The 22,876-nt window shown below is 42.7% G+C and carries 19 protein-coding genes and 2 pseudogenes; 16 read left to right on the top strand and 5 right to left on the bottom strand.

Annotated elements, in window-relative coordinates; genetic code table 11:
* Positions 1–29 precede the first annotated feature (29 nt).
* The 5 genes from def to OCU56_RS12830 are packed head-to-tail and all read left to right on the top strand — an operon-like array spanning position 30 to position 5,711.
* Positions 30–542 carry a peptide deformylase gene (def, locus tag OCU56_RS12810; protein WP_261873539.1) on the top strand — a complete coding sequence of 171 codons (513 nt, stop codon included), beginning with the start codon at positions 30–32 and terminating at the stop codon, positions 540–542.
* 14 nt (positions 543–556) lie between these two features.
* Positions 557–1,504: a methionyl-tRNA formyltransferase gene (gene fmt / locus OCU56_RS12815; RefSeq protein WP_261873540.1), complete on the top strand. Its 948-nt coding sequence runs from the start codon at positions 557–559 to the stop codon at positions 1,502–1,504.
* Between the two features lie 55 nt (positions 1,505–1,559).
* A complete protein-coding gene (gene rsmB, locus OCU56_RS12820) occupies positions 1,560–2,840 on the top strand; it encodes a 16S rRNA (cytosine(967)-C(5))-methyltransferase RsmB (RefSeq protein WP_261873541.1) in 1,281 nt (426 codons plus the stop codon).
* 37 nt (positions 2,841–2,877) lie between these two features.
* The gene (gene trkA / locus OCU56_RS12825; RefSeq protein ID WP_261873542.1) at positions 2,878–4,254 is read left to right on the top strand and encodes a Trk system potassium transporter TrkA; all 1,377 of its coding nucleotides are present in this window, start codon (positions 2,878–2,880) and stop codon (positions 4,252–4,254) included.
* Positions 4,255–4,265: 11 nt separating this feature from the next.
* Entirely contained in the window at positions 4,266–5,711 is a 1,446-nt protein-coding gene (locus OCU56_RS12830; protein ID WP_261873543.1) for a TrkH family potassium uptake protein, read from the top strand.
* Here the strand turns inward: OCU56_RS12830 and OCU56_RS12835 are convergent.
* Entirely contained in the window at positions 5,708–6,514 is an 807-nt protein-coding gene (locus OCU56_RS12835; protein WP_261873544.1) for a sporulation protein, read from the bottom strand. The two genes, OCU56_RS12830 and OCU56_RS12835, sit on opposite strands and share 4 nt — an antisense overlap.
* Before the next feature lie 489 nt (positions 6,515–7,003).
* Between OCU56_RS12835 and OCU56_RS12840 the strand changes: the two genes are divergently transcribed.
* The 4 genes from OCU56_RS12840 (at position 7,004) to OCU56_RS12855 (ending at position 10,672) form a co-directional block, all read left to right on the top strand.
* The gene (locus OCU56_RS12840) at positions 7,004–7,270 is read left to right on the top strand and encodes a YihD family protein (protein WP_261873545.1); all 267 of its coding nucleotides are present in this window, start codon (positions 7,004–7,006) and stop codon (positions 7,268–7,270) included.
* 291 nt (positions 7,271–7,561) lie between these two features.
* Complete coding sequence (gene ccoG / locus OCU56_RS12845; protein ID WP_261873546.1) at positions 7,562–8,980, top strand: cytochrome c oxidase accessory protein CcoG; 1,419 nt, start codon at positions 7,562–7,564, stop codon at positions 8,978–8,980.
* Between the two features lie 69 nt (positions 8,981–9,049).
* Positions 9,050–10,036, top strand: a complete 987-nt coding sequence (locus tag OCU56_RS12850) for a serine/threonine protein kinase (protein WP_261873547.1) — start codon at positions 9,050–9,052, stop codon at positions 10,034–10,036.
* 33 nt (positions 10,037–10,069) lie between these two features.
* Complete coding sequence (locus OCU56_RS12855; protein ID WP_261873548.1) at positions 10,070–10,672, top strand: thiol:disulfide interchange protein DsbA/DsbL; 603 nt, start codon at positions 10,070–10,072, stop codon at positions 10,670–10,672.
* Positions 10,673–10,742: 70 nt separating this feature from the next.
* Here OCU56_RS12855 and OCU56_RS12860 read toward each other — a convergent pair.
* Positions 10,743–12,077, bottom strand: a pseudogene (locus OCU56_RS12860) (YifB family Mg chelatase-like AAA ATPase); the annotation flags it as partial.
* A 42-nt stretch (positions 12,078–12,119) separates the two neighbouring features.
* Between OCU56_RS12860 and OCU56_RS12865 the strand changes: the two are divergent.
* From OCU56_RS12865 to OCU56_RS12875, 3 genes are all read left to right on the top strand, one after another.
* Complete coding sequence (locus OCU56_RS12865) at positions 12,120–13,967, top strand: recombinase family protein (RefSeq protein WP_261873549.1); 1,848 nt, start codon at positions 12,120–12,122, stop codon at positions 13,965–13,967.
* Between the two features lie 260 nt (positions 13,968–14,227).
* Positions 14,228–15,166 (top strand): BT4734/BF3469 family protein, encoded by a 939-nt coding sequence (locus OCU56_RS12870; RefSeq protein ID WP_261873550.1) that lies wholly within the window; start codon positions 14,228–14,230, stop codon positions 15,164–15,166.
* Entirely contained in the window at positions 15,163–17,208 is a 2,046-nt protein-coding gene (locus OCU56_RS12875) for a DEAD/DEAH box helicase (protein WP_261873551.1), read from the top strand. The genes OCU56_RS12870 and OCU56_RS12875 overlap by 4 nt, the downstream gene beginning before the upstream one ends.
* 234 nt (positions 17,209–17,442) lie before the next feature.
* Here OCU56_RS12875 and OCU56_RS12880 read toward each other — a convergent pair whose 3' ends face one another.
* Positions 17,443–17,733 (bottom strand): hypothetical protein, encoded by a 291-nt coding sequence (locus OCU56_RS12880; RefSeq protein WP_261873552.1) that lies wholly within the window; start codon positions 17,731–17,733, stop codon positions 17,443–17,445.
* Positions 17,669–17,893, bottom strand: a complete 225-nt coding sequence (locus tag OCU56_RS17525; RefSeq protein ID WP_390904840.1) for a helix-turn-helix domain-containing protein — start codon at positions 17,891–17,893, stop codon at positions 17,669–17,671. The genes OCU56_RS12880 and OCU56_RS17525 overlap by 65 nt, the downstream gene beginning before the upstream one ends.
* Positions 17,894–18,699: 806 nt before the next feature.
* Between OCU56_RS17525 and OCU56_RS12885 the strand changes: the two genes are divergently transcribed.
* Positions 18,700–19,257, top strand: coding sequence for a recombinase family protein (locus tag OCU56_RS12885; RefSeq protein WP_261873553.1), 558 nt, complete (start codon positions 18,700–18,702; stop codon positions 19,255–19,257).
* A gap of 102 nt (positions 19,258–19,359) precedes the next feature.
* Here OCU56_RS12885 and OCU56_RS12890 read toward each other — a convergent pair.
* Positions 19,360–19,575 (bottom strand): annotated as a pseudogene (locus OCU56_RS12890) (magnesium chelatase domain-containing protein); the annotation flags it as partial.
* 398 nt (positions 19,576–19,973) lie between these two features.
* Here OCU56_RS12890 and ilvG point away from each other — a divergent pair.
* The 3 genes from ilvG to ilvE are packed head-to-tail and all read left to right on the top strand — an operon-like array spanning position 19,974 to position 22,871.
* Positions 19,974–21,620: an acetolactate synthase 2 catalytic subunit gene (ilvG, locus tag OCU56_RS12895; protein ID WP_261873554.1), complete on the top strand. Its 1,647-nt coding sequence runs from the start codon at positions 19,974–19,976 to the stop codon at positions 21,618–21,620.
* 10 nt (positions 21,621–21,630) lie between these two features.
* The gene (gene ilvM, locus OCU56_RS12900; protein ID WP_261873555.1) at positions 21,631–21,915 is read left to right on the top strand and encodes an acetolactate synthase 2 small subunit; all 285 of its coding nucleotides are present in this window, start codon (positions 21,631–21,633) and stop codon (positions 21,913–21,915) included.
* 11 nt (positions 21,916–21,926) lie between these two features.
* Complete coding sequence (gene ilvE, locus OCU56_RS12905) at positions 21,927–22,871, top strand: branched-chain-amino-acid transaminase (protein WP_261873556.1); 945 nt, start codon at positions 21,927–21,929, stop codon at positions 22,869–22,871.
* Positions 22,872–22,876 lie beyond the last annotated feature (5 nt).

Consider the following 22,876-nt stretch of genomic DNA (forward strand, 5'->3'; position numbering starts at 1 on the left):
TCGGCGCAGTTCAACTTTTTTGAGTGATTATGTCTTTATTACAAGTATTAACCTTTCCTGATGATCGCCTTCGTACCGTCGCTAAGCCGGTAGAAGAATTTACGCCTGAACTACAAACTCACATCGATGACATGATTGAAACCATGTACGTAGAAGAGGGCATCGGCCTGGCCTCTACCCAAGTGAATGTTCATAAGCGTATCGTAGTGATCGATCTCTCTGAAAATCGCGATGACCCTTTGGTATTAATTAACCCTGAAATCACCGAAAAACGCGGTGAAGATGGCATCGAAGAAGGTTGCTTATCTGTTCCTGGAGCGCGCGCTTTAGTTTCTCGCGCTGCAGAAGTCACAGTGAAAGCCTTAAACCGCGATGGCGAAGAGTTTACCTTTGAAGCGGACGACCTATTAGCTATCTGTGTACAACACGAGTTAGACCATTTAGCCGGAAAGTTGTTTGTTGACTACCTTTCTCCGCTGAAGCGTAAACGCATCAAAGATAAATTAGAGAAGATCAAACGCTACAACGAGAAAAACCAATAACTCAGGAGTTTGCTTTGAGCAACGCATTAAAAATTGTTTTTGCAGGTACTCCAGATTTCGCCGCCGACCATTTGGCGGCGTTGTTATCTTCGGAGCATGAGGTTATCGCGGTTTATTCAACACCAGATAAGCCTGCTGGCCGTGGCAAAAAGCTAACCGCAAGTCCCGTGAAAAACTTGGCTGTTGAGCACAACATCCCTGTTTTTCAGCCAGAAAACTTCAAATCAGATGAAGCAAAACAACAGTTAGTTGATCTAAATGCTGACATCATGGTGGTGGTCGCTTATGGACTCTTACTCCCAAAAGCTGTGCTCGATACACCGCGCTTAGGTTGTATTAATGTGCATGGTTCCATTCTTCCTCGCTGGAGAGGCGCAGCCCCTATTCAGCGCTCAATCTGGGCGGGTGACGCGGAGACTGGGGTTACCATAATGCAAATGGATGTAGGTTTAGATACTGGCGATATGCTGCATATCGCAACCCTTCCAATACAAGCAGAAGATACCAGCGCGGCGCTATACCACAAGTTAGCCAAACTCGGACCTGTCGCTCTGGTTGATTGCCTTGCCACTATCGCCAATGGTACTGCTGTAGCCATCAAGCAAGATGATGATCTTTCTAACTATGCGAAAAAACTCAGTAAAGAAGAAGCGCGGTTAGATTGGAGTAAAGATGCCCAGGCATTAGAGCGCGAAATACGTGCTTTCAACCCTTGGCCAATGAGCTATTTTTCGGTTGCTGATAAGAATATTAAAGTATGGAAGGCTCACGTTAACCCTGAGCCTTGCACCCAAGCTGCGGGAACTATCGTAAGCGCTGATAAATCCGGCATTCAAATTGCGACAGGAAATGGCAGCTTAGTACTGGAAAACATTCAAGTTCCAGGGAAAAAAGCCATGTCCGTTGGTGACGTACTCAATTCTCGAGCAGATTGGTTCCCTATTGGAACTCAATTAGCATAAATCAACACCACTAAGGCTTGAGTCACTCAAGCCTTACTTTTGTTAGGAAATACCTATGAATGTACGCGCTGCTGCGGCAAACGTGCTGTTTCAAGTTGTAGACAAAGGATATTCACTATCTAGCGCTCTGCCTAATGCTCAATCTCAATTAAAACCTCGTGATCACGCTCTCCTACAAGAGATCTGCTATGGCTGTCTTCGCTACTTGCCAAGACTAGAAACCATAGTTAATGAACTAATGGAAAAGCCCCTGAAAGGAAAACAGCGCGTTTTCCACCATTTATTATTAGTTGGTATTTACCAATTAAGCTTTATGCGCACCGCAGATCATGCTGCTGTGGCGGAAACAGTGGAAGCCTGTAAATCCTTAAAAGGGCCTAAATTAAAAGGCTTAATCAATGCGGTGTTGCGTAATTACCAGCGCAACCAGTCGCAACTTGATGAAGCCTCTATTAAGCACGATGCAGGCAAGTACGGACACCCAAGCTGGCTACTTAAACTACTGCGTGAGTCTTACCCTAATGATTGGCAGTCCATTGTTGAGGCCAATAACACTAAAGCGCCAATGTGGCTAAGAGTAAACAGCAAGCACCACACTCGTGACGAGTATCTAAGCCTATTGCAAGCAGAAGATATTGATGCCGACATACACCCACAAGCACCTCACGCTCTGTGTCTACACCGCCCGTGTGATGTGAATAAACTGCCCGGCTTCGCTGAGGGTTGGGTTTCTGTTCAAGATGCAGCCGCTCAATTGTCTTTAGAGTATCTAAAACCTAAAGATGGCGAGCTAATCCTAGATTGCTGTGCAGCGCCCGGCGGTAAAACGGCTCATATTCTAGAAAACACCACAGGCAGTGAAGTTGTCGCCATTGATGCAGACCCGCAACGCTTAGAACGTGTCTACCAAAACTTAGATCGCCTTGGTCTTGACGCTCAAGTTATTTGCGCCGATGCCCGCGATCCAGAAGAGTGGTGGAGTGGTGAGCAATTTGACCGAATTTTGCTTGATGCCCCTTGCTCTGCCATTGGCGTTATTCGTCGTCACCCTGATATCAAATGGTTACGACGCGCTAACGATTTGCCAGCCCTATCGCAATTGCAAAGTGAAATTTTAGACGCGATGTGGCAGCAATTGAAGAAAGGCGGAACCTTAGTTTACGCCACATGTTCTATCTCTCCGGTTGAAAATAGAGAGCAAGTACAGGCATTCTTAGCCCGCACAGACGATGCTGAACTCATCGATAGCGATCCAAGTAACCCTGGCAGACAAATATTGCCCGGTGAACACAATATGGACGGTTTCTATTATGCGGTTCTGCAAAAACAGAGCTAAATTAAATAAAGCTCTGCTGTAGATAGGAAAATAATCGATGAAAATCATAATCTTGGGTGCCGGACAAGTCGGTGGCACCCTTGCTGAAAACCTAGTAGGCGAAAACAACGATATCACCATAGTGGATACCGATAGCCGTCGCCTGCGCGAGTTACAAGATAAATATGACCTTCGAGTGGTAAATGGCGCGGCCAGTCACCCTGATATTTTAAGAGAAGCAGGGGCGCAAGATGCCGACATGCTGGTAGCGGTAACCAACGCCGATGAAACCAACATGGCCGCATGCCAAGTGGCATTTACCTTATTCAACACCCCCAATCGAATTGCACGAATCCGCTCTCCTGAGTATTTAAAAGAAAAAGATTCGTTATTTAAATCAGGGGCGATTCCTGTTGATCACCTTATTGCACCAGAAGAATTAGTAACTAGCTACATTGAGCGTCTAATCCAATACCCTGGCGCACTGCAAGTGGTGAGTTTTTCTGAAGAAAAAGTCAGCCTCGTTGCTGTAAAAGCGTTTTATGGTGGTCCTCTAGTCGGGAATGCGATTTCAGCACTGCGTGAGCACATGCCACACATTGATACTCGCGTTGCGGCTATCTTCCGTCAAGGACGCGCCATTAGACCCCAAGGCACTACCGTTATTGAAGCCGATGACGAAGTGTTCTTTGTAGCGGCCAGTAATGATATTCGCTCAGTAATGAGTGAACTACAGCGTCTTGAAAAACAATACCGCAAAATCATGATTGTAGGTGGCGGTAATATCGGCGCGGGTCTGGCAAAACGTTTAGAACGTAATTACTCCGTCAAGCTCATCGAACGCAACCTACAACGGGCCGAAACACTCTCAGAGGAACTTGAAAACACCATAGTCCTGTGCGGTGATGCGGCCGATAAAGAATTGCTGTACGAAGAAAACATTGAAGAAATGGACGTGTTCATTGCATTAACCAATGAAGACGAAACCAACATAATGTCGGCCATGCTGGCAAAAAGCCTCAATGCACGCAAAGTAATGGTGTTAATCCAGCGCGGTGCGTATGTAGACCTAGTACAAGGTGGAGACATCGATGTTGCTATCTCTCCACAGCAAGCCACTATTTCTGCCCTATTAACACACGTTCGTAGAGCCGATATTGTGAATGTCTCCTCCTTGCGTCGTGGCGCAGCTGAAGCCATTGAAGCCATTGCTCACGGTGATGAAAACACCTCAAAAGTTGTCGGCCGAGCAGTGGGAGATCTCAAGCTGCCACCGGGGACAACTATTGGGGCGATTGTGCGCGGAGAAGAAGTTCTTATTGCTCATGATAGAACAGTGATAGAACAAGACGATCATGTCGTGATGTTTTTGGTAGATAAGAAATACGTGCCTGATGTTGAAACGTTATTTCAACCAAGCCCATTTTTCTTGTAGGTTTATTTAATATGGTCAATGTACGTCCGATACTGTTTGTTCTAGGGTTAGTCTTATCCAAACTTGCCCTATTCATGTATCCACCCACTATCCTGGCAATATTCAACCCTGGCAGTGGTTTTGTAGAGTTTGCTAAAGCGGTAGCGATAACCCATATCGTCTCCTTTATTTGCTTATCTCTAGGACGTTCAAAGCAATTTAAGCTCAATGTTAGGGATGTGTTCCTCGTCACCACTCTAGTATGGGTGGTCAGTACCGTATTTGGTGCACTTCCTTTTGTCTTTATTAATCACATCAGCTTCACCGATGCCTATTTTGAAACAATGTCCGGCATTACCACTACAGGATCTACGGTACTGAGTGGCCTAGACAACATGTCGCCAAGTATATTGTTATGGCGCTCTCTGTTGCAGTGGTTAGGAGGGATTGGCTTCATCGTGATGGGCGTGGCCATTTTGCCAATGCTGAATGTCGGCGGAATGCGTTTATTCCAAACAGAATCTTCTGATTGGTCCGATAAAAGCTCTCCAAGAATCAAAAGCGTCGCCAAAAATATCGTGGTGGTCTATCTTGGTTTAACCTTTGCCTGTTTTGTGAGCTACCTAGCTACAGGTATGACTCCGTTTGAAGCCGTCAATCACGCCTTTACTACCATATCTACCGGCGGATATTCCACCTCTGACGGTTCGATGAATCACTTCTCTCATCAAACACAATGGTTCTCTACCCTATTTATGTTTTTAGGTGGCTTACCTTTTCTTCTTTTTGTGGCAGCGTACCGTAAAGAATCCCTTTCGGCACTGACCAAAGATGCGCAAGTAATTGGCTTTTTTAAGCTGTTCATGGTGGCCAGTTTAACCATAGCCGCATGGTTGGTTTATCACGATAACTACCAAGCAGCCGATGCTTTGCGTGTGTCGATGTTTAATGTGGTATCGGTTCTAACTACAACAGGATTTGGTCTAGATGACTTTACTGCATGGGGCACATTAACCACAGTGTTATTTGCCTTCCTGCTTATGATGGGTGCCTGTTCAGGCTCTACTGCAGGCGGCATTAAGGTATTCCGTTTTCAGATAGCCTTAACCTTGCTTAAAATACAAATGATGAAGCTGATCCACCCATCGGGTGTGTTTGTCCAACGCTACAATAACCGCCGCGTAAATGACGATATTATCCGCTCCATTGTGGCGTTCACTTTAACCTTTTTTGCCACCATACTCATCGTCGCCGCTGGCCTATCCGCACTCGATTTAGGTGCCATTACCAGCCTCTCAGCATCCATTACTGCTGTAGCCAATGTAGGGCCAGGCATGGGACCTATCATAGGTCCTACGGGTAACTTTGCTCCCCTTCCTGATACGGCTAAATGGCTACTCAGCTTTGGGATGCTGCTAGGACGCTTAGAGATACTAACCGTCTTTGTGCTGTTTTTACCGGCATTTTGGAAACGCTAGCCTTGTTTGGCAGCAAATAAATCCGCAAGATATTGCACCACTTTATTTGCTGCCTGTTCACTAGTGAGTTCACAAGATAACGGTAGATAGCAGTTCAACTCAGAAGAGCCCAACAGGTTAGACAATAAACCACTGAGTCCTTTTTTCTGCCTATCAATCTCAAACCAAAGTTGCAGCTGCTTATCATCACGATAGGCAATAATCTCCACCTCTCGCCAAGTACCATGAAAAAGCCCCGAAGTAGGGACAAACTCAAACTTCTGCACAAAGGGCATCGCAAACCCCTTAGCCGCTTCACACTCAACTTGTCGAATGCGCAAACCCAACTCTTCCAGTTCGGTAAAAATATGATCCATCACAGGATCAGGGCGCACCGTCAACATATCCTTATCGGTAGGATCAACAGCCAGATCAATATCCAATGCCGTTTCTAGCCAAACCTCCGATTCGCCAATAGTCAGTGGTGTGTTAAAAGGCACATCAAGCTCAATATCAAAGGTTCGTTCTTCCCCTGAGCCTATGTTAAATGAATAAGGCAACTGCCACTTATCCAACACATAATTCTGTGGCACTTTACGCCTTAAAGGCCCTTCGCTGTGTGGTTGACGCTCTTCTCTTTCACTAATGTAACGACAACATAATTTAAGGTCGATATGATCAATATGTTGCTCAGTAGCGCCACCATATACATGTATCACAACGCTCACTTTATCCCCGGGGACTAAAGTTTCTTGTTGTAACACGGCATCTACCGTTGCCGAGCCTATACCTAAACTTGCCAATGTTTTCTTAAAAAAAGACATATTCAACCTCACGCATAATTTACTTCTGATTATACTGACGCAAAACGGCGCTATAACCAATGTCCTTTTTTTATTTTTTAACCAAGGTATCAGCTTAATGTAAAAACATGCTTGAATAACATTGAGTGATTCTTGTTCAATTTACCCGCTTATCTGCTACTATACACATAGGTGCTCGGTGAGCATCGGTAACACGGCAAAGGATGTGCCTGACTATATTTGGTGAAGCATGCATCCAACAACCGTCAGGGTTTCTCGACCTAGCAGTCGAGCGGTACAACGTAGAAAATTTTTTGCACCCGTACCATCTAAAAAGCAAAAATCAGCAGAAGACACTCATTGTTAGTCCCACTTCACGAAGTGGCATTTATAATTAGAGCCTTAATTGCTGTTTAAAAGCGCATTTGAATTTCAGATGCGCTTTTTCTTATCTTTTTTATAGTCTTTTTGTTAAGTTAGTCACAACCCCCAAGTTCTACGGAGAAGACTATGAAGTGCCACCGTTTAAACGAATTAATCGAACTGCTGCAACCAGAGTGGCAGAAAGAGCCTGATCTTAACTTAATTGAGTTCCTTGTTAAGCTTGCCCAAGAAGCAGGTTATGAAGGCAAATTAGAAGACCTAACGGATGACGTGCTGATTTATCACCTAAAAATGCGTAACAGTGATAAAACAGAAGAGATTCCAGGGCTAGCAAAAGACAAAGAAGATGATTTCAAAACCGCACTACTTCGCGCTCGCGGAATTATCGACTAAATAAATTAGAGGTCAACAAACCTTATTGTTGACCTCTCCCAACCCCCACCTAGTCACTCTACAACTGACAAATCCCATCGTAGCAAGCAACTGACCAGCCAAGCAGGTTTTAACCCCTGATAACTGCGCGGCAATTTTGATTGTAAAGTAACGGCTTCTCAACAATATTCGCCTTACCCTTAGGTGTTTTTCCGGCGCTATTTCTGATCACTTACTTACTGTGATTAGCATAACAAACCGCGTTCATATACTCCGCTATACTGCGCCCAAGGTTTAGGTCGGAAGTATTCAATGAGCAAGGATCGCATCGACGTTAAAGACGTCACCCCCAAACAATTTAACCCTAAAGCCCATAAAAGCCAGGGAGACAGGTTTAACCCAAGCAATCGCATTTATGTGAGAGCAAGTAAGGGTGTCTTTCAAAAACTGCGCCGTTACGGTGCTTGGTTTTTATTGCTGCTTTTTGCGGTTATCCCATGGATACCCTATGGTGAGCGCCAAGCTATTTTGCTGGATATTGGTCAACAGCAATTCAACTTCTTCGGCACAACTCTATACCCGCAAGATCTCACCCTATTAGCCCTGCTGTTTATGATTGCCGCCTTTGGGCTCTTTTTTATCACCACCTTTTTAGGCAGAGTGTGGTGTGGGTATTTGTGTCCGCAAACAGTGTGGACCTTTATGTATATCTGGTTTGAAGAAAAACTAGAAGGGGCCGCCAACAAACGTAAAAAGCAAGATTCTCAACCGCTCACCGCTTCAATTATGGCGCGCAAAACTGCCAAGCATGCCGCTTGGTTTGGCATCGCCTTGCTAACTGGGCTCACTTTTGTCGCTTACTTTGTGCCAAGCAATGAACTTTGGTATGACTTCTTCACTTTACACGCCTCATTTTGGAGTTACTTTTGGGTGTTATTCTTTGCGGTGTGTACTTATGCCAATGCAGGATGGATGCGTTCCATTGTCTGTATTCACATGTGTCCTTATGCTCGCTTTCAATCGGCCATGTTTGATAAAGATACCTTTATTGTCGGATACGATAAAAAGCGCGGTGAGAACCGAGGCCCACGTACACGTAAGGCCGATCCTAACGATCTCGGCCTTGGTGACTGTATCGATTGCAACCTATGCGTACAGGTTTGTCCAACAGGCATTGATATCCGAGATGGTCTGCAATACGAATGCATCAACTGTGGCGCTTGCATTGATGCTTGCGATGCCACCATGCAACGAATGAATTACGCTAAGGGGCTAATTAGCTATACCACCGAACACAAGTTAGAAGGCACACACACCAAGATAATGAGGCCTAAGTTGATGGGTTATGGCGTGGTAATGATCCTCATGCTTGGCTTCTTCTTTATACAGGTTGCGTCTGTAGATCCGGCGGGGTTAACGGTTATTCGCGACCGCGCACAATTATCTCGCACCAACAGTACAGGCCAAATTGAAAATACTTACACCCTAAAAGTCATCAATAAAACCCAACAGTTCCAACGTTACGATCTGAATGTCTCGGGGCTCAGTGATGTGACTTGGTATGGTCGTCAAAGCATTGATGTAGCACCTGGCGAAGTGTTTAATTTACCTATCAGTCTCGGGATGAATCCACAGCAGTTAACCTCTCCTGTTACCACCATTTTGTTTAAGTTAGATGATCAACAAGGCTTTACTATCGAAATTGAAAGTCGCTTTATCAAACAGCTTTAACAAGAATTAATATATTCAGAGGGTTATACTGCGTGATAACCCTCTTTTTTCGCCACTGGCAATTCAACTATGAACGCTTTATTCAACTTTGACTCACTTACCCCAGATTTTATGTGGTACGCATTAGCCAGTATCGGCGTACGCGCAGAGTCTGGTTTTTTGGCTCTTAACAGCTACGAAAACCGAGTCTACCAATTCGTCGATGAAGAAAAACAACGTTATGTGGTGAAATTCTATCGACCACAACGTTGGAACGAACACCAAATACAAGAGGAACATGATTTCACGCTAGCCTTATTGGATCATGAAATTCCCATTGCCCCACCAGTTATTATCAATGGTAAGACACTACATCAACATGAAGGGTATTTATTTACCCTATTTGAAAGTGTCGGCGGTAGGCAGTTTGAAGTGGATAACTATGACCAACTAGAAATGGTTGGACGATTTTTAGGGCGTATTCATAAAGTCAGTGAAGGGCTACCTGCGTTTCAACACAGACCAACAATGGGGCTTGAAGAGTATCTTTATCAATCTCAAGAGATCCTCAAACAAAGTCAGTTTATTCCGTCGTATATTCAAAGTGCATTTTTCCAAGATATGCAGTCTTTGATTAATGCTATTGAGCAACAGTGGCAAACCGATTACACACCAATCCGCTTACACGGTGATTGTCACCCCGGCAATATATTGTGGCGTGATGGCCCTATGTTTGTGGACTTAGATGACGCCAGAAATGGACCCGCTGTACAAGATTTATGGATGCTATTGAACGGAGATCGCCAAGAAAAACTGATGCAATTGGATATCGTATTGGAAGGTTATCAAGAATTTTGCGATTTTGATGTCAATCAATTGAAACTGATCGAGCCTTTGCGCGGTCTACGTTTAATACACTATATGTCTTGGCTCGCAAAAAGATGGCAAGATCCCGCTTTCCCAGTGGCATTTCCATGGTTTAATGATGCAAAATACTGGGAAGGTCAGGTTTTAGCATTAAAGGAACAACTGTCTGCGCTTCAGGAGCCAGCATTGTCTCTAACCCCTAACTGGTAAAAACCAGAACAAATTTATTGAAGGAGTACTCAAATGAAAAAGTTGATTGCCTTAGTGGCAACCATATTTCTAAGCTTGTCGGTTCACGCAGCTCAGTTTAAAGAAGGTCAAAACTATAAGGTGCTTGATCTCCCTGCGACATCAATACCAACTGTAAATGAGTTTTTCTCATTTTACTGCCCACACTGTCATGAATTTGAGCCTATTATCAACAGCATAAAAAGCGCTCTGCCTGCCAATGCTAAATTTATGAAGTCACATGTTTCTTTCATGGGAGGCAAAATGGGTCCTTCAATGAGCAAAGCATACGCCACTATGGTTGCTTTGGAAGTGGAAGATCAAATGATTCCCGTCATGTTTAAACAAATTCATGATCTAAAAGCGCCACCTCGCAACGAACAACAGATTCGCCAACTCTTTGTCGACCATGGTATTGAGGGTAAAAAATTCGATGCCGCTTTCAATGGATTTGCAGTGGATTCAATGGCTCGTCGCTTTGATAAGCAATTTCAAGAGCACGGACTAACGGGTGTACCGTCTTTGGTCGTAAACAATAAATACTTAGTCGACATGGGATCGGTTAAAACCAACAAACAGCTAAGCCAGTTAGTGAATTACCTACTCACTCTTAAATAAACCTTAAAGGGGAGCGCGGCTCCCCTTTTTGTTTGCCATCACCCCACTCCAAATAAACCTGATAATCTGTTTAAATTGCCACTTGCTGATGAAGCGCTAACAACAGGCGGTCCATAGAGCGATAACCTAATGCCTCACTTAAATGCGACCTTTGTATTTGCTCCGATTGCCCCAAATCAGCAATGGTACGCGCCACTCTAATGATTCGGTGATACGCCCGAATCGACAAACCTAAGCGGTTAATCGCAAACTCTAAAAACTCTGCATCGTCTTGGCTTAGTGAGCAATAACGCGCAATCTCTTGATTGGATAACAGTGCGTTCACTTTTCCCGAACGCTGTAGCATAATTTTTCTCGCCCCCAAAACTCGCTTACGGTAGACCTGTGTACTTTCCCCTCTATCGCCACCCGCACTTAATGACCCCAACGGCAGTAACGGAATTTCAACTGACATATCAAAGCGGTCTAAAAATGGACCAGAGATGCGACTCAGGTATTTCAAAATAGATTGAGGGGACTGATGACACTGACTGCCTTGATACTGCCCAGACGGACTGGGGTTCAAAGCGGCAATTAACTGAAACTGAGCAGGAAAACACGTTTTACCCGATGCCCTTGATATGGCGACCTTACCCGCCTCTAAAGGCTCACGCAGTGCATCGAGCACGCGACGCTCAAACTCTGGGAGCTCATCTAAAAAAAGGATGCCATTGTGCGCCAAGGAGATCTCTCCCGGCTTAGGAAACGAGCCGCCTCCCACCAATGCCACCATAGAACTCGAATGATGCGGAGCACGAAAAGGGCGCTTGCGCCAAGTGGTACTATCTAAATCCTGTTCAACCAACGAGGCCACCGCCGCCACTTCTAACGCCTGTTGCTTGCTCATTGGCGGAATAAGATCTGGCAACCGTGCCGCCAGCATGGTTTTACCTGTACCGGGCGGGCCAAGAAACAGCAAATTGTGTTGTCCGGCGGCTGCAATTTCTAAGGCGCGCTTTCCCTGTTGCTGGCCAATAATATCTTGCATGTCGTGATTGGGATTAAACTCAATCTCAGCGCGCACTTCAGCCCCTGCCCCTTGTAGTTGTAACTGTTGTTGCGAGGCCAAAAAAGCCGCCACGTCTAATAAGCGTTCTGCTGATAGATTGCTACTTTCATCGACTAAACGTACCTGTGGCGCATTTTGAGTTGGCGTTAGTAAAATCCGCTGTGCTTGCTGACTGGCCATAGCCGCAGAAATCACCCCTCGTACAGGGCGCAACTCTCCAGATAAAGCCAATTCACCGAGCAATTCCGTCTGTTCAAGTTTGTCCATAGGTATCTGTTCACTGGCCACTAAAATGCCAATAGCAATAGGCAAGTCAAAACGGCCGCCCTCTTTTGGCAGATCTGCAGGGACGACATTGCTTTACTTACAATATAGAATACAGGTAACTAAGGGGTTTTAATGATTTACGCATATTGCAGGGTATCAAGTGGTAAACAGCTCGAAGGTTTGAGTATGAGTTTACAGGATGATGAAAAGCTACTAAGTGAATTGGCACACAGGTACAACACTACAGTATCGAAACGAATATATCGTGATAGTGGTAAATCTGCATACAAAGGTGATCATCTAAAGGGTGAATTGGGTGTAATGCTTAATGATATCGACACGGGAGTAATAAAGAGTGGCGACATCATTGTCATGCGTCATTTAGATAGACTATCAAGACTAGATTTCGAGCAGAGTATGGCGTTATTCAATGGGATATTGAGCAATGGTATAGACATCTATACGACGATGGACAGCAGGTTGTATAGCAGTAGATTGGGTAATACAGAAAAGGCTATGTACAACGCATTGGCGGGATTTGCCTTTTCAACTGCTAATGAAGAATCACTCCGTAAAGGCTACTACGTTAACAAGAATGCTTTGGCGCAAATAGATAGATTCCAACGTGGCGAACGCAGTAGTAGTGGGCATTCAATCAATATTGGGGTTGGTCATCATCCATTTTGGCATTCTACAGACGGCAGTAAAAATAGTGCAGTTAAATTTAATGAGCACTATGAAACAGCAAAACAATTGGTTCAATATGCTTTGCAAGGTAATGGTATTGCACGTTGCGTAGATTTCTTACATGAACATGGGTTGGCGTACACAAAGCAAGGGGTGAGTAACATACTATCATCACATTCTTTGTACGGTGTATTGCATATCAACATAGCAGGTACACAGCATGTATTGAATGACTATTACATGCCAGTATGTACACGTGATGAGTTTAATCGACTTCAATTCAACAAAAAATCAAGAACAGTATCGAATGGCAATCGTAAAGAGTATTCGTTATTGAGTGGCAGGCAGATGTTGAAGTGTGAGTGTGGTCAGTCGATGAATGTGCATCACAGTAAAAATGGTTCACGGTATTACACTTGTTCGACCCAGAAACACGGGTTGATTAATAGCTATGTACTAGATCATTTGGTATTGGATGCACTAAAGCACAAAGTATTCACTAAGAAAGATGATTCAAAATTAATTGCTTTACAGTATGAAATTGAATGTACACAAAAACAGTACGAGGCAAAGCAACAAACGGCTATTGAGTTCAGTGATTTTCTAGATGCTAATGCGATGGCAACGTTAAAGAATGAGTTGAGTGTATTGAAGAATAAAATCATCGAACTAAATGAGTCGATAGATTCGTTAGCGATAACAGATGAATTGCCACGTGATTTCGTATCAATGATTGGTGAATACGAATCATGGCAAAGTAAAGTGATTGAAATCATAAACGGTGATTCAGATGTGAAATACGAATATGGCAATCACATTAAGAGATTGGTACGTACTATCACATTTAGTAAAGATGGTTTGGTCAAAATCGAGTACAAAGATGATTCACTAGATTATTACTATTTCCCAATCAATTCCCGAAAGCAAACAGGTGAGTTTTATGCAATTAAATTGGTTGTAACTAATGATATCGATATATTGAATGATGATTTACTAAAAGGGTTGGTATTCACACTAGATGACATTAAGAACAAGAAATACGTTCGGCATATTGATCAATGCAAGACAGGGTTGAAGCTATACAGCAAGCGCACAGAGAGCGCGAGTGACAGGTTTGCTAATGACATCATTGACTATCTTAAAGTACATGGCGAGTTGCTATACAAACGTAGTGAGGTACTAAAGTGCGGGATATCAATATCACGTTGGGACAAAAATAAGCACACCGGTTTGACCAAATACGGCATTGTTGTTCATGAAGGTAAACCGATTAGATTAACACTAAAGGGATAGTAAGGAATAACCGATGGGTTTCATGATATCCATCGGTATAAACGATTGAAATAATCTTGATTTTTAGTCATTTCTCATTGTTGAAATTATAAATAAATGCATGAGGCTAGATTTAGCGGTCGAAAAGCTTACTTGTCATTTGCCTGCCTCATTTCATTTCGACTATTTGAGCAATGACAATGGCTTCTATTCAATATTTCATTCCGATATTCAATTCAGCTCATGTATTGCTCCTAAAATCTATTTTATGGAGAATCAACATGCAACAAAACTACAAAATCACACTATACGAAAACCCATTCGACACTACCCCTATACGGGTGATCACACTACATGAGTTAGTTAATACACTAAAACACGACTTAGAGTTAAAACGTCGCATCGATGCATACAGAGAAGCTCCTGCATCAGTTCCAGGGTTTCGCATCAATCCGAAAAAGGATCTCAAATCTAATTTGCCCGCATTCTCAGTGGGTGAGTTCACACAACGGCGTAATGATTGCTTAGTCGGTGATGCGGGTGCAGTAATGATCTTCGACTACGACGGTATAAAAGACGTTGCTAACTCTCGTAAGTTATTACACACAGCATCTAATCTAATCGAATCTCTTACATTGGGCTTTGTATCTCCCAGTGGCGGGTTAAAACTAATATGCAAGACATCATTACGAACACGGTGTAATGACACATACAATGAGTGTTATGCATTGCTTAGAGAGCATATAGAAGAACAATTAGATATCGAGTTAGATTCATGCACATGTGATATTAGTAGAATGTGCTATTTGAGCTTTGATGACGAGTTGTACTTTAACAGCGCGGCAGATGAGTACGTATTCGATGACGAATTTATTACACGGTTGAAGTACAAGAGAATGGCACAGATACAGCTATATGCTAAAGCGTGGGAAAAACATGAGACAGAGGTGATTGATGCCAATAAACAACTACGGTTGATTGAGAAAGCAATAAAGCACTATCGTGAATACAACAGTGATGGCAACAGACACAAGATGCTCTATACGTTAGCTCAACATCTATTGAGTTATATGGTTACACGCAATCAGCTAATCACAATTATCAAATCGCTTAAGTTTACAGAGAAAGTATCTATTGAATCATTTGTTGATGATCAAATTAAGACTTTCAGAGCAACAGGTAAGCCATTTGACGGCATTTACGAGCAGGTGTTGATATGAAAACGATAAATCTAAAGTTGAATGACGGCGAGTATCTAGGTTCACTAAGTGATGACATATTTCACAAAACACGATTAGAACAGGCGGGTTGCCATTTAGTGAGTGCAGGTACGGGATATGGCAAATCAACTTTAATGCTTTCACGCGCTAATGACTCAAGTGATATCGTTATATTCAGCATGATTTCAATAAAAGAACAACAACAATCGATTGCAGAAGCTAACAATTGGCACGAGTGCAATATCATGCAATTAGAGCATTTCGTATCAACTCCGATTTCTAATATTAGGCAGATATTGGGTAAGAATGGAGTGTTACACATTGATGAGATACAGAATATCTATGAGGCAAGCTATCGCAGTGAAACGTTCATTAAGCTATTAGTGCTAATCAATGAGTTACGTACTACACACACGGTAATGTGCTATAGCGGTTCGTACATGCATCAATTTAACCCTATTGTGTTTGATAGTGAGATGATTTGTACATTCAAGAATAAGCGTGAGTTGAAATCGTATTCAGTAATACATCCCGATTCAGATATCGTTACGAGTGCTAACAGTGAAGATAAAGTACACGGTGTTGATATGGGTACTATGGTTGATTTGTTAACAGAAGATACATCAATCCCGAGTTTATTCTTTAACAACGATATTAAGTTCAATACACGTTTAGCAACTAAGATTCGAGAGAAAGGGGGGGCGTGTGTGACGGTGTGTAGCGATGATATTCGTAACAAGAAACACGACATTCACAAGCTATTAGATAGTGGTTTTATCAGTGATGTGGGTGCAGATGTAGTGATCGCGACTAAATGCATGAATGAAGGTGTAAACGTAATGGATGACGTACGTATCGTATCGACAGCATGTAGCCCGAGTGAGTTGGCTCAACAATTTGGACGTGCGAGAAACGAAGGTACACGGGTACTTTTATGTAGTAACGGGGGCAGACGAGTTTCAGTTGATTGGTGTTTAGAAAAGGCAAAAGAGTTGAATGATTGCTTTATATCAAATCGGAATGCTGGTGGAAGTACGTATGACATCGAAAAAATGCTAAATCCCTATATCAAATTCGGTGATATTAAAGATATCGAAGATAATGAATATCGGCGGTGTGTAATTGCTAATGCAGTGTATAGAAGTAGATACAAAAATACCTCCAATGCATTAGATGTTACTCGTAGCATGGAGGTATTCGGGTACAAACTAGAAGAGGCGTTCGAGTTTGATATTATAAAATCATTGAAGTTTAATTTTATCACAAAGCAAGAGCGTATTAAACTTATTCAACTATTCGATACGTTGTATTTAGATGAGTACAAATCCGAGTTGAAACAGAAATACGACATTTGCGATTTAGTGATCGAACGTGAGATATCGAGAATTAGACACATTGAATCTCTTATAATCAATTTACAGATTGGTAATAATACAGATGTAGCAAAGGTGTTCGAACGGTTAACTATTGATGATATTCAATTTCTATCTTCATTAACTACAGCACAGATAGACTATCTTAAGAGTGCTATCGATAACGACAAATGTACAGTTACACGAGAAGGGAAAACAAAGAGAGAATTGAGTTCTATGGCTTTATCGTTTTGGTCGATGGCTCAATTTAAGGGTGCAGAATTCTGGTGGGATAAACGTACAGATAGCGACAAGCTACAATTGATGAGTGAACGTAATTTCATCGAAGCTAATGGCGGTTGCGTTGAAAGATTACAAGAATTGAATGATTTGCTTTCAAGTGATTACGTGTTAAGTAGAAGCCAGTTTCGAGTTTATTGTTATCTCTTTGGGTGGGAGTTCGATTCAAAGAATTGCAATGGGTATTACAGAGGTAATGCAGATGCTTTCGTATGGGATGTAGGTGGTTTGAGCGCATCAGAACAGGTGAAGCTATCGAGACATAAGAAGGTTATTACGACTATCACAGGTATGGGTAATTTCTGCGAAGTTAACAGGGTTACTACACGTGATTTAGTAGCTATGAAGAAACGAGAGATAGTTGGCTTATTAGAACAGGTTAATTGGTAAATTACACTCTCATGCTAAAAATGTTAAGGGTGAACGTATTCATGGTTTATTTTACTATAGACATATGAGAACAAATACGTTCACTCTTAACACTTTTAAAGAAGCATTGGCATGGGATTGTAATTTCACAAGCACTTTATAGGCATTTGGAGTGGGAAGTGTAATTTCAAGAAGCATTTAGCATGGGAGTGTATGCGTGATCATGTTGATAAATATAGTTGAATCAATAAGCAACTATAAGAGTACACGTATGACATTTGAGCAATATTTATCGCAACAACGGATTCTAAAGAACGTTAACGAGCGAAGACCGCCAGCAAAAGAACCCATGACAGATGAACAGATACACAGTGTGTTAATGGAACGGTTTGGTTGCAGTAGGTTGCAGGCAGACATAATCATGAAGAAAGAATCATAAAAAAAGCCCGCATCATTAATTTGATTGCGGGCTTTTTTGTAGTTATCGAGAATCGTCAAATTCAGCAATGTATCGGTATAACGTGGGGTGGCTAATACCCCATTCATAGCATATCTCATCTATGTTCATGTTGCTATTGTGGTATTGATGTATCATCTTATCAATGCTGTTACGTGGCAACTTCTTTCGATTACGGCGTTTAGGTTTCTCTTCAATCATTATAAAATCAACTATTTTTAGTACATGAACATATTTATACATGTACATGTACTAACGCTTTGCATCCCATTCAATCATTCAATCATTTTGAAAAAAGATAACGGTAAATATAACGGTATCGCCCCATGAAGACCCATTTCATAAAAACATTTCAATAAACCCCGTTCGAAACGGGCTATTACCCCTATTGAAGACCGTTATTAAAAATTCTAGAAACAGATCCCGTTGTTTTAACGGGGTATTACCCCTATTGAAGACCCTTTTTCATAAAAGTTTTCGAATATCGTGTTAAATAACACAAAATAGCCATATCAGCATGATTATCTAATCGTATGACGTTTAACGACGTTGTAAGTTTAGTCTAAACGTTTAACGACGTTGTACGCTTAATCAATAGTAAAAAACGAACACGGGTTCGATTGCTTTAATTGGGTAAAATCACACGTCTAAACGTTGTAAGTTTAGTCTAAACGTTGAATACCTATGAATGATTACAAGCACAACGATTAACGACTATGCAATAGTTTTCATTAGTTTGTATGCTATGAGGATTTAGCAGATAGGTTAATGATTACATACAAACCCGTTGAACTTAGTTCCCAACGACCCATTTCATAAAATTCTTCCAGAATATCCCGTTATAACGGGGTTTAACGTGAACTAACGTAGTTATAACGTGAAAGGTAACGTGAGCTAACGTGAGAGCTAAATCAGTATTAAAGCAGTATTATAAGAGCACCCCTTTATAAGACTACTTGATTTTACACGATAATCAGTATTACATAGAGTATTGACTGACTTATATAATACTAGTATTATTGAGATCTAGGTTAAACAATACTAATGAGAATCACATGAAAATCATCTATGCCCGAGTAAGTACCCAAGAACAGAATATTGAGCAACAAGTTAAAGAGTTAGAATCACGACACGGTAAAGCAGATACAGTATTTGTTGATAAAGCATCGGGTAAAGATACTAATAGAGAACAACTTCAATATATGCTTTCTAGTCTTCGAAGTGGCGATGTTGTCATAGCGTACGATGTTTCACGTATTGGCAGGGATGTTAGTGATGTGCTTTCTATTGCTAAACAAATTGATGAAGCAGGCGCATCATTGGTGATTTCACAATTAGGTGGTGTAGATGTATGTAGCCCAAGTGGCAAAATCGTACTAGCAACATTAGGTGCAGTTGCAGAAATGGAAAGAAAGAACATGCTAGAAAAACAAGCTATTGGAATTGCACGTGCGAAAGAAGAAGGCAAGTATAAAGGTAAGCAGATTTCTGATGCGTCGTGGTCTGAGTTTAATAAAGTGAATGAGCTAATTGAACTTGGGATGTCTCAGTCTAAAGCTATTGCTACGGTTGGCATGAACAAGAGTAAGTTCTATAGACTCAAAAAATGCTAGTTGTTGAAAGCCAGTCCACCAGCATGTAGCCCATTTTCATTTGAGATGGGCTTTTTTGTGTGTATTGAAAATACATCATTCGAGTTGTAACTAATGATATGTTGCGGGTGCTAAATTGACCGTGATTTTACGGCTCGGAAATGAGAACTTAGAATTCATTATTGCGCTTCTAACGCGATCTTTTGACTCCTTTACACTCGTCTCCGCCAGCCCAACCAAATGGAATCCCGGCATGCCCGGACCTATATGAACCTCAACAGTAACCGGAGGTGCGGAGACGCCGATGCTTGCTCGGCTATGTACAATTGCCAGCCCCATACTTCACCAAAAATTAAGATACCTATATAGGGTTTAGACCACTCACCTAACAAGGGGCAGTGAAAAAAGAATGACTTTTCCCTTGTCATTACGCAATAATATGTGTTACCACTAGTAGCATACACACTGTACAACTATATTAACTTGGAAATGATGCAGCCTACTCTTCGATTACAATCTCTGGTCAGCCTGATTATCGTGGTGATTATTCACACCGCGCGAGGGCGAGTAAGCGCAAATTAATACAACAAGATTTATAAGCCCTCGCACTGAAAAGTTCGGGGGCTTTTTAGTTTCTAGGTGTAAAAAAATCAATTAGGAAGAATGGAGCACAAGATGTGCAGTACAACCAATAACGCAAATAAACAGCAGCTTTCCTCAGCAAAAGGAGACCGACAATGACCGGTGCACAATTAGTCGTAGCAGCACTTCAAAAGCAAGGGATCAAAACGATTTTTGGTTACCCTGGCGGAGCAATAATGCCCATCTATGATGCATTATACGATGGTGGTGTAGAGCACATTTTGTGTCGCCACGAACAAGGTGCAGCAATGGCAGCCATTGGCATGTCACGCTCAACTCAAGATGTCGCTGTGTGCATGGCCACCTCTGGACCAGGAGCAACAAACCTAGTGACAGGTCTTGCCGACGCCTTCTTAGATTCAGTACCGGTTGTCGCTATTACCGGTCAGGTTGCTAGTTCACACATTGGTACTGACGCATTCCAAGAAATGGATGTGATTGGTATGTCGCTTTCTTGTACAAAGCACAGTTATTTGGTTACGGACATTCATGATCTCGCCCCCACTCTCGCAGACGCCTTTGAAGTTGCGAAATCTGGACGCCCCGGCCCTGTTCTTGTAGATATTGCGAAAGATGTTCAACTTGCACAAGCTCCAGACACTGAGTTTCCTGCATTTCAACAGCCTATGATGCCAGTGCCTCAACCTGAGGATTATCGTTTAGCTCAAGCACTACTGCGCGAAAGTCGTCGCCCAGTACTTTATGTGGGTGGTGGTGTACAACTGGCCAAAGCAACCGACACGGTGCGACAGTTTCTAAGCGACAACCCTATGCCATCAGTAAGCACACTGAAAGGCCTTGGCACCATAGAGCGTCATGATCCACATTACTTAGGTATGCTCGGAATGCACGGCACTAAAGCCGCTAACCTTGTAGTACAAGAGTCCGATTTACTGATCGTTGTGGGCGCTCGCTTTGATGACCGAGTGACAGGCAAGCTAGATACGTTTGCACCTAATGCAAAAGTGATCCACCTAGATATAGATAAAGCAGAATTCAACAAACTGCGTCACGCACACTCTGTGCTACGCGGTGATATCAATGAAATACTGCCACAATTGCACCTAGAAAATGACATCACCCCTTGGGTGAAACATTGCGATAGCCTACGCAACGGATTTAAATGGCGCTATGATCACCCTGGGGAGTTAATCTATGCTCCACTATTACTAAAACAACTATCCGACATGATGCCCGATAGTTCCGTGGTCTCAACAGATGTAGGGCAACACCAAATGTGGTCAGCCCAGCACATACAACCACGCAACCCACAAAACTTTATCTCGTCTGCTGGTTTAGGCACTATGGGCTTTGGCCTACCTGCGGCAATGGGTGCGGCCGTGGCAAGACCTGACGATCAATCCATTCTTATCTCTGGTGATGGTTCATTTATGATGAACGTGCAAGAGCTTGGTACGCTTAAGCGTCGTCAAATCCCAGTAAAAATGGTTCTGATCAACAACCAACGTTTGGGTATGGTTCGTCAGTGGCAATCTCTGTTCTTTGATGGTCGCCACAGTGAAACCATTCTTGATGATAACCCGGACTTCATTATGCTTGCTAAGGCATTTGATATCCCCGGCAAAACCATCACTAAGAAAGAAGAAGTGGAGCCTGCATTACAAGAAATGCTAGCCAGCAAAACAGCTTATCTACTTCATGTTCTAATAGATGAAGAAGAAAATGTATGGCCATTGGTACCGCCGGGTGCGTCCAATGCAGATATGCTAGAGAACACCTAGGGAGGCAAGCATGGAAAGATACTTACTAGAAATTAAAGCGGATGATAAACCTGTTCTTATGGAACGAGTATTACGTGTTGTCCGTCACCGTGGTTTTATTGTTCGCCAGGTTGCTGGCACTCAAAACCATCACAGCAAGATCGCCAGTGTCGAGATCATTGTGGATAGTGAACGCCCAATCACATTTTTAACTAGCCAAATTGAAAAGCTTTGGGATGTGATTAGCGTAGATGTCACCAAAATCGATAACAACGAACTTCCAAACAACAATTTACAGCATAGCGTGAGCGCATAAGGAAAGCAGCAATGGCTACAAAAACAGCAGATTTTATATGGTTTAATGGTGAAATGGTTCCGTGGGCAGACGCCAACGTACACGTACTCACTCATGCCATGCACTACGGCACTTCAGTATTCGAAGGGGTTCGTTGTTACAACACCCCTAAAGGGCCTATTGTTTTTCGTCACCCAGAACACGCCAAACGTCTAAAAAATTCAGCAAAAATTTATCGTTTCCCAATTCCATATACTGTTGAAGAAATTATGGAAGCCACTCGCGAAACCATTCGCGTAAATAAACTAGAAAGCGCTTATATTCGCCCACTAGGTTTTGTAGGTAACGTAGGTTTAGGGGTTTGTCCTCCGGTTGATAGTGAGATGGAACTTATCATCGCCGCCTTCCCTTGGGGCTCTTACCTAGGTGAAGAAGCACTAGAAAATGGTGTAAACGCCATGATTTCTAGCTGGAACCGCGCCGCACCTAACACTATTCCTACAGCGGCAAAAGCGGGGGGTAACTACCTCTCTTCTTTATTAGTTGGTGGTGAAGCTCGTCGTCATGGATACGATGAAGGTATCGCTCTTAGTGTCGATGGCTACCTATCTGAAGGCGCAGGGGAAAACATCTTTGTGGTAAAAGATGGGGTCATTATTACTCCACCAGCAACAGCGGCAATTTTACCGGGCATTACTCGTGATTCAATCATGGTTCTAGCGCGCGATAAAGGCTATGAAATCGTTGAAGCAAATATCGCTCGCGAAGCCTTGTACCTTGCCGATGAAGTCTTTATGACAGGCACAGCAGCAGAGATTGTTCCGGTACGCTCTGTGGACCAAATTCAAGTGGGTGAAGGCAAGCGTGGGCCTGTGACTAAAGATTTACAAGAAACCTATTTTGGCCTGTTTAATGGCACCACTGAAGATAAATGGGGTTGGTTGGATTACGTCTACCCAGCTGACGCAGAGAAATAAGGAAT

Source organism: Vibrio rarus, from assembly GCF_024347075.1.
Classification (GTDB): Bacteria; Pseudomonadota; Gammaproteobacteria; order Enterobacterales; family Vibrionaceae; genus Vibrio; species Vibrio rarus.